The 2,916-nt window shown below is 46.3% G+C and carries 1 protein-coding gene; it reads left to right on the forward strand.

Annotation, left to right across the window (positions count from 1 at the left end; translation table 11 throughout):
• On the forward strand, nucleotides 1-2,916 hold a 2,916-nt coding region (locus HX124_RS15665; RefSeq protein ID WP_502872837.1), incomplete at both ends, for a beta strand repeat-containing protein.

The raw sequence follows: 2,916 nt of genomic DNA on the forward strand, positions 1-2,916 counted from the left end.
AAAGATGGCATCGTGACAGATGCAGTGACGGGTCTAAACAATACGACCTTGGGTGGGGCGACATTTGCACAAGATGGTCGTGCAGCGACAGAAGAGCAATTAAGTGCAGCCCAAGACAGTACCAGCACAATTATTGGTGGCGGTGTTACCAATAATGCAGGTAGCTTGACAGGTCCATTCAATGCCAATGGCAGCAGCTATAACACCATTGCGGATGCAATTACTGATCAAGCGAAGAAATCAAAAACCACGGTGACTCAAGGTGACAACATTGTTGTGACTTCAGCGACCAATGCTGATGGTTCAGTGAACTACGAAGTGGCAACAGCGAAAGATGTCAACTTCGATAAAGTGACTGTGGGCAATGTGGTCACAGATGGCGCAACAGGCAAAATCAGTGGCTTAACGGATGGTACGGTTGCAACAGGTTCAACTGAAGCTGTGACAGGTAATCAGCTCAATACCACGGCACAAAGCACAGGCGATCTTATTGGTGGCGGTGTTACTAATAATGCAGGTAGCTTGACAGGTCCATTCAATGCCAATGGCAGCAGCTATAACACCATTGCGGATGCAATTACTGATCAAGCGAAGAAATCAAAAACCACGGTGACTCAAGGTGACAACATTGTTGTGACGTCAGGTACGAATGCTGATGGTTCAGTGAACTACGAAGTGGCAACGGCGAAAGATGTCAACTTTGATAAAGTGACTGTGGGCAATGTGGTGACAGATGGCGCAACTGGCAAAATCAGTGGCTTAACGGATGGTGCGGTTGCAGCAGGTTCAACTGAGGCTGTGACAGGTAATCAGCTCAATACCACGGCACAAAGCACAGGCGATCTTATTGGTGGTGGTGTGACCAATAACGCAGGTAGCTTGACAGGTCCATTCAATGCCAATGGCAGCAGCTATAACACCATTGCGGATGCAATTACTGATCAAGCGAAGAAATCAAAAACTACTGTGACTCAAGGTGACAACATTGTTGTGACTTCAGGGACTAATGCCGATGGTTCAGTGAACTACGAAGTGGCAACGGCGAAAGATGTCAACTTTGATAAAGTGACTGTGGGCAATGTGGTCACAGATGGCGCAACTGGCAAAATCAGTGGCTTAACGGATGGTACGGTTGCAGCAGGTTCAACTGAAGCTGTGACAGGTAATCAGCTCAATACCACGGCACAAAGCACAGGCGATCTTATTGGTGGTGGTGTGACCAATAACGCAGGTAGCTTGACAGGTCCATTCAATGCCAATGGCAGCAGCTATAACACCATTGCGGATGCAATTACTGATCAAGCGAAGAAATCAAAAACCACGGTGACTCAAGGTGACAACATTGTTGTGACTTCAGCGACCAATGCTGATGGTTCAGTGAACTACGAAGTGGCAACAGCGAAAGATGTCAACTTCGATAAAGTGACTGTGGGCAATGTGGTCACAGATGGCGCAACAGGCAAAATCAGTGGCTTAACGGATGGTACGGTTGCAGCAGGTTCAACTGAAGCTGTGACAGGTAATCAGTTAAATGCACAAGGCGAAGGTGTTAAAAACATCATCGGTGGTTTAACAACGTATGATCCAAGTACAGGTGCATTAACCAATACAAATATTGGTGGTACTGGTGAAAGTACGATTGATGATGCGATTAAAAACGTTAACACAGCAGCAACTAAAGCGAAAACGACGGTCACTCAAGGTGACAACATTGTTGTGAATTCAGGGACGAATGCTGATGGTTCAACGAACTATGAAGTGGCAACGGCGAAAGACGTCAACTTTGATAAAGTGACTGTGGGCAATGTGGTCACAGATGGCGCAACAGGCAAAATCAGTGGCTTAACGGATGGTACGGTTGCAGCAGGTTCAACTGAAGCTGTGACAGGTAATCAGTTAAATGCACAAGGCGAAGGTGTTAAAAACATCATCGGTGGTTTAACAACGTATGATCCAAGTACAGGTGCATTAACCAATACAAATATTGGTGGTACTGGTGAAAGTACGATTGATGATGCGATTAAAAACGTTAACACAGCAGCAACTAAAGCGAAAACGACGGTCACTCAAGGTGACAACATTGTTGTGACTTCAGGCACCAATGCTGATGGTTCAACGAACTATGAAGTGGCAACGGCGAAAGATGTCAACTTTGATAAAGTGACTGTGGGCAATGTGGTCACAGATGGCGCAACTGGCAAAATCAGTGGCTTAACGGATGGTACGGTTGCAGCAGGTTCAACTGAAGCTGTGACAGGTAATCAGCTCAATACCACGGCACAAAGCACAGGCGATATTATTGGTGGCGGTGTTACTAATAATGCAGGTAGCTTGACAGGTCCATTCAATGCCAATGGCAGCAGCTATAACACCATTGCGGATGCAATTACTGATCAAGCGAAGAAATCAAAAACCACGGTGACTCAAGGTGACAACATTGTTGTGACTTCAGCGACCAATGCGGATGGTTCAGTGAACTACGAAGTGGCAACGGCGAAAGACGTCAACTTCGATAAAGTGACTGTCGGTAATGTGGTAACAGATGGTGCGACAGGCAAAATCAGTGGCTTAACGGATGGTACGGTTGCAGCAGGTTCGACTGAAGCTGTGACAGGTGGTCAGCTCAATACCACTGCGCAAAGCACAGGCGATCTTATTGGTGGCGGTGTTACCAATAATGCAGGTAGCTTGACAGGTCCATTCACAACCAATGGCAGCAGCTATAACAACATTTCTGATGCGATTGCAGATCAAGCGAAGAAATCGAAAACCACTGTGACTCAAGGTGACAACATCACGGTGACTTCAGGTACCAATGCTGATGGTTCAGTGAACTATGAAGTTGCGACTGCGAAAGACGTGAAGTTTGATAATGTGACTGTGGGTGGTGTTCAAATTGATGGCACAACAAACAAG

It is taken from the genome of Acinetobacter sp. 226-1, from assembly GCF_030329325.1.
GTDB classification, from domain to species: Bacteria; Pseudomonadota; Gammaproteobacteria; order Pseudomonadales; family Moraxellaceae; genus Acinetobacter; species Acinetobacter sichuanensis.